4 protein-coding genes are annotated in these 5,750 nt (G+C 72.1%); 3 read left to right on the top strand and 1 reads right to left on the bottom strand.

The genetic code is table 11. From position 1 onward, the window contains the following. Positions 1–149 precede the first annotated feature (149 nt). Positions 150–365 (bottom strand): hypothetical protein, encoded by a 216-nt coding sequence (locus ACWGI8_RS37950; RefSeq protein ID WP_453667990.1) that lies wholly within the window; start codon positions 363–365, stop codon positions 150–152. 72 nt (positions 366–437) lie between these two features. Between ACWGI8_RS37950 and ACWGI8_RS37945 the strand changes: the two genes are divergently transcribed. The 3 genes from ACWGI8_RS37945 to ACWGI8_RS37935 all read left to right on the top strand — a co-directional run. Beyond that, a complete protein-coding gene (locus ACWGI8_RS37945) occupies positions 438–668 on the top strand; it encodes a helix-turn-helix domain-containing protein (RefSeq protein ID WP_453667989.1) in 231 nt (76 codons plus the stop codon). A gap of 211 nt (positions 669–879) precedes the next feature. Further along, positions 880–2,778 carry an HSP90 family protein gene (locus ACWGI8_RS37940; RefSeq protein WP_453667988.1) on the top strand — a complete coding sequence of 633 codons (1,899 nt, stop codon included), beginning with the start codon at positions 880–882 and terminating at the stop codon, positions 2,776–2,778. Further along, a partial coding sequence (locus tag ACWGI8_RS37935; RefSeq protein WP_453667987.1) for a tetratricopeptide repeat protein occupies positions 2,775–5,750 on the top strand: 2,976 nt, incomplete at its 3' end. The genes ACWGI8_RS37940 and ACWGI8_RS37935, both read left to right, overlap by 4 nt.

Below are 5,750 nucleotides of genomic sequence, written 5' to 3'. Positions count from 1 at the left end.
GCACCTCGCTGCGTTGTCGCGTCACCCAACTACGTCCAGTACGAGGGCGATGCTCCGCCTTGCGATGCGTCCCCTCGGCCCTTCGGGCCTGGGGAGACCCCATGCACCGGACGCCGCGAGCTTCCCGGCAAACCTTTCCGGCCACGGCACTAGCAGGCGTCCCAGTCGAAATCGCGGCGGTCCTCGGGCAGGCCGGCCAGCACCTCCTGCAGGAGACGCGGCCGGTTGCGGGTGAGCGCCTCGGCCCGGGCGATGCCCAGGTGCAGGGCTATCTCCTCCCCCCGGTACTGCGGGGCTCGACCTTGGTTCCGGAAGCGAGGTCCGCGGCCAGGTCGTCGAAGGCTCGCGCCATCTGCCTGCGCCACCTGCCGTCCTGGCGCAGCGTCACCGGCGGCAGGGAGCCGAACAGAGCGCTGCCGCCGGGAGGCAGCCCTGCAGTGAACGGTCCGCCGGGTGCTCGGGACCTCACCCTGCGCTTCGTGCAGGACCTGCGCGTCGAGCAGGCCTCGCACCCGCTGCGCACGACGGACCTCTCGCTCGAGTCCATCGCGCGCAAGGCCGGGTACGAGCACGCCAACACCCTGCGGATCCTGCTGCGCGAGCGGACAGGCAGCACGGCCGGGTCGCTGCGCGGACGCCGACCCGGAGGCAGGAGGGCCCCGCAGTGAAAGTCCCTGGGCATTGTCAGTGCCCGTCCTTACCATGGTCATCAATTCCGGGTCCTCCTCCTGGGCCGTGCAGGCACGTGTACACACGCATGCCCGCGCCGCCCAGGGCGGGGCCGGGCCACATCGCGATTCGTGAGGGGGGGACCCCGCGATCGCCCGACCCCGCGCCTGCGGCCGCCACTTCGGAGCCGTGAGGTCGCCCCCTGTGCCCATGAACCTTTCCGTGCCCGAATCCTCCGAACCGGTCGGCGCGTCGTCCGACGGCGACCAGGCGTTGCCGGCGGCGGTCAACACCTTCCAGGTGGACCTGCGGGGTCTTGTCGACCTGCTCTCCCACCACCTCTACTCCAGCCCCCGCGTCTACGTCCGCGAACTGCTCCAGAACGCGGTGGACGCCGTCACCGCACGCCTGGCCGACGACCCGTCGGCGCCCATGAGCATCCGCCTCACGGCCACGGGCGACGCCGTCGTCATGGAGGACAGCGGCGTCGGTCTGACCTCCGACGAGCTGCACACGCTGCTCGCCACCATCGGCCGCAGTTCCAAGCGCGACGGCCTGGAGAACGCCCGGCAGGAATTCCTGGGCCAGTTCGGCATCGGGCTGCTCGCCTGCTTCGTGGTGGCCCGGCAGATCCGCGTCGTGTCGCGGTCCGCCCGCAAGCCCGGAGAGCCGCCGGTCGAATGGCTGGCGAGCGACGACGGCTCGTACACGGTGAGGACCCTGCCGCACGAGGCCCGGCCGGAGCCGGGAACCACCGTCCGGCTGGAGCCGCGGCCCGGGGCCACGGAGTGGACCGACCCCCAGCGCGTCGCCGAACTCGCCGCGGATTTCGGTTCGCTGCTGCCCCACGACGTCACCTTCACCGGCCCGGACGCCACCGACCGCCCCCTGACCGAGCGGCCCGCCGTCTGGGACCGGGCCCACCCGACGCCCACCGCCCGCCGCGTCGCGCTCGCCGGGCACTGCTCGCGCGTCTTCGGCTTCAGCCCGCTCGACTCCATCGACCTGGACCTGCCCGTCGCCGGGGTGCGCGGGGTCGCCTATGTCCTGCCCACCGCGACGAGCCCCGCCCACCGGGCGGCCCACCGCGTCTACTTGAAGGGCATGCTCCTCACCGACCGGGCGGACAACCTGCTGCCGGACTGGGCGTTCTTCGTCCGGGTCGTCCTCGACACCGACACGCTTCGTCCCACCGCCTCCCGGGAGAACCTCTACGACGACGAGACGCTCGCCGCCGTACGGGAAGCGCTGGGCGTCCGTATCCGCGAGTGGCTCGCCGAGCTCGCCGCAGGCGACCCCGATCGTCTCGCCGCGTTTCTCACCGTGCACCACCTGGGCGTCAAGTCCATGGCCCGGCACGACGCGGAGCTGTTCGCGCTGATGCTGCCGTGGCTGCCGTTCGAGACCAGCGACGGCCGCGTCACGCTGGACGAGTTCGTCCGCACGCACCCCCAGGTCCATTTCACGTGCACCGTCGAGGAGTTCCGTCAGGTCTCGCCCATCGCGGCCGCACACGGCCTCGGCATCGTCAACGGCGGATACACCTACGACGCCGATCTGATCGCCCTGCTCCCGCGGATCATGGACGATGTCACCGTCAGTGAACTCGACGCGAGCGCGGTCACCGCACATCTCGACCCGGTCGAACCCCAGCAGGAACTGGCCCTCGCCGCCTTCCTCGCCACGGCCCGGACCCGCCTCGACGCGCTCGCCTGCGATGTGGCACTGCGGGCTTTCCAGCCCGTGACCGTGCCGGCGCTGTTCCTCGACGACCGCGAGGCCCGCCACGAGCGGGACCGCGCGGCAGCCGAGGAGAACGCCGACAACCTGTGGAGCGACATCCTCGGCGCACTGCGCGGCGCGGCACCGCGCGCCCGGCTCGTCCTCAACCACAACAACCCCCTGGTGCGCCGCATCGCCGCCATCACCGATCCCGAACTGGCGGGCACCGCCGTCGAGTCGCTGTACGGCCAGGCTCTGCTGATGGCCCAGCGCCCGCTGCGCCCCGCCGACACCTCACTGCTCAACCGGGCCTTCCTGAGCCTCCTGGAATGGGCCACACATCCGATCGCCGCTCAGGCCGCCGCGTCCGAGGAGGGCGACAAGTGACCACCAGCCCGCCCCCCGAGGACATCCGCCGCGCCCTGTGGGAGAACGCGTCCGCGCCCAACGGCCTCCTGCGCAACGCGCGCGCCGAGGAACTCGTCGCGGCCGCCGAGTCGACCGGTGACCGCGACCTGCTCCGCCAGGCGTTGTTCGGCCTGATCAAGGCGTACGAGTACAGCACCGAACGGGGCAAGATGATGGTCCCGTTCGCCCAGCTCCTGCAGGAATGGGACCAGGACCCCTCCGCGTTCGACTCCGGCGACACCTACACCTTCCACTGGATGTTCAAGTGGGTCAGCTCCGGCATGCTCTCCTTGCCGGAGATGCCGCTCGCGAGCATGGAGAAGTGGCTCGCCGAGATGGAACGCCGGTACCGCGTCGGCGGCTACAGCGAACGAGCCGTCCGGCAGGCCGAGTTCGAACTCGCCGACGACACCGGTGACACCGAGCGGGCAGCGCGCGCGTTCGCCGCATGGACCGCCGCGGACCGCGACCAGATGGCCAACTGCCACGCCTGCGAGCTCAACGATCAGGGGTACTACTGGCTGAACCAGGGCCAGGACGAGAAGGCTCTGCAGGTCTGGGAGCCGGTCCTCGCCGGCCGCTCCACCTGCCTGGAGGAGCCGCACCGGGTCCTCGCCAAGTCGCTGTTGCCGCTGCTGCGGACCGGACGCACGGACGAGGCCCGCACGAACCACCTGCGCGGCTACCGCATGGCACGGGACAACGAGAGCCTGCTGCCGTCGATCGGTCTGCACATCGAGTTCTGCGCACTGACCGGCAACGAGGGCCGCGGCCTCGAACTGCTCGCCGAGCACGCCGCGCACCTCACGGCGGACGGCAACCCGTGGGCGCGACTGGAGATGTTCACCGGAACGCTCGTACTGCTCCAGCGCCTGCTGGCCCTCGGCCTGGAGACACAGCCCGCGGTCGCGTTCGCTGGACAGCAGCGCACGGTGCGCGAGCTGTACGACATCCTCGACACCGAGGCCACATCGATCGCGGGCCGCTTCGACGCACGCAACGGCAGTGACGTGGTGTCCCGCCGGCTGTCCGACAGGCGCGCGCGCCGGCCGCTTGCGGACCGCCTGCCCCTGGGCGTGCGTGCGGCGGCGCTCACCACTGCTGCGCCCTCCAAGGCCCCGGCACCGCACGGTGTGCAGTCGAAGCAGGGGGCGCAGTCGCAGCGGTCGCTGTCCGATCTCGTGGCCGAGGCGCGCGGGCTCCGCGCCCAAGGGCACCCGAAGGCATCGTCCGTGTGGGACAGGATCGATGCCCTTCTTGCCGAACGGGACGAGGCCCCCGACCCGCCGCTGGCCGCCGACATACTGGAGCGCCGCGCGGTCCGCGCGGGGTACGCGGGCGAGGACGGCGTCCGCGGCCTCTTCGAGCAGACCGTCGCCGCCTACCGGGCGGCCGGTGACCCCAGCCGGGCGGCGCTCAACGAGCTCAGGGTGGTGTACGCGGCCGCGCACTCGGCGGCGGAGCCCGACGAGATCAGGAAGCTGCTGGCGACGGCCACGGCATCGGCGCAGGCGCTGGACACGGCCGACCCCACCAGGACCCGGCGCATCGCGACGGTCGCCCTGTCCACGGTGAAGCTCCAGCCGGCCCTGCAGGACACGAGTGACGGCGATCTCGTCCTCGATCATGCGCGTTTCGACTCCGATCTGGCCGCGGTCGTCGCCCAGTTCGCCGGTGCGGCCACGCAGGAGGGCGGTGAGCTGGGAGATCTGCTCACCGACGCCGAGCAGTTGCGGGCCGAACAGGCCTGGCGGACCGGCGACGTGGAGCGGGCGGACGAGCTGTTCGCCTCGGCGGCCGCGCACAGTATCGACGCCGGCCGTCCATGGGACGCCGCAGAACCGCTGAGCCGCCGTGCCCGGTTGCTGCTGATGCTGCGCCGCCCGCAGGAGGCCGAGGAAATGGCACGCGCCGCCCTCGCGCACGGCGCCGAGCTCGTCGAGCCGGATGAGCTGGGGCGGCTCCGGCTCACCCTCGCCGAGATCCTGTACGAGCAGGACGGCAAGGAGGCAGAGGCGGCGCTCTACGCCTTGGAGGCGGCGCACTGGTTCGACGCGGCGGGGGACGTCGCCGGCGCCGGGGCCTATGCCCGCCTGGTCCTCGCCCAGGCCTACGGCGAGACAGGACGGGCTGCCGAAGCGGCCGAAGTGCTGGAGTCCGCGCTGCCGGATCTGCTGGAGCACGGCGACGATCGCGCCGTGCAGACACGGGAGACGCTCGCGCGGAACCTGCGCAGCCTCGGCGACCACCGGGCCGCCGCGGAGCAGTATCTGCTCGCCGCCGAGGTGGCCAAGGGCTGGGAACACCAGCGCCCGCACGCCCAGTTGGCCACCCTCGCCGCCGAGTGCCTCTCGGCCGCGGGCATGCAGGACGAGTCCGTCGCCGCGTACCACCGTGCGGTCGAGTTGTGGGAGGCCGTGGGCGAGCTGGTCCTCCTGGCCCGCTCGCTGCGCTCTCTGGCGTGGCTCGAGGCCAGGGAAGGGGAGTCCGACGCCGCGAGGAACCTGATGGCGAAGGCGCTCTCGGCTGTCGACGGCGACGGTGACGGCGACGTCGACGAGGCCGAACTTCTGCTGGAGCGCGCACGTACGTGGGCGCAGACGGCCGAGCTGCTCCTCGACGACCTGTACGAATACGACGACGAGGACGACGAGGCGGAGGATGACGGCGGCTCCCGGACCGGTGAGGAAGCGGCCAGCGTCCGCCGTGAGGCGGTCGTCCTGCTCGACAAGGCGAACGCCGCGTTCGAGGCCCTCGGCGCCGACGTGCTGGACGAGCGCGCCCGGTGCGTCATCCGCACGGCCTGGACCGAACAGGAACTGGACCGCACCGACGACGCGACCGCCCGGGTCCGCGCCCCGATCGGCGAGCTGTCCGCCGTGCCGTCGGACGACGCCCGATCCGCCGTGCGCCGTCTGGAGCACACGCTGAAGCAGCTCACACGGTCGAGC

It is taken from the genome of Streptomyces sp. NPDC054841, assembly GCF_053611045.1.
Note: the sequence above shows the minus strand (reverse complement) of the source record. Positions and strands in the feature narration are given on the sequence as shown.

Excerpts from the sequence above, each read along its gene's own strand:
- ACWGI8_RS37940 (WP_453667988.1), top strand. The coding sequence starts at position 880 with ATGAACCTTTCCGTGCCCGAATCCTCCGAACCGGTCGGCGCGTCGTCC.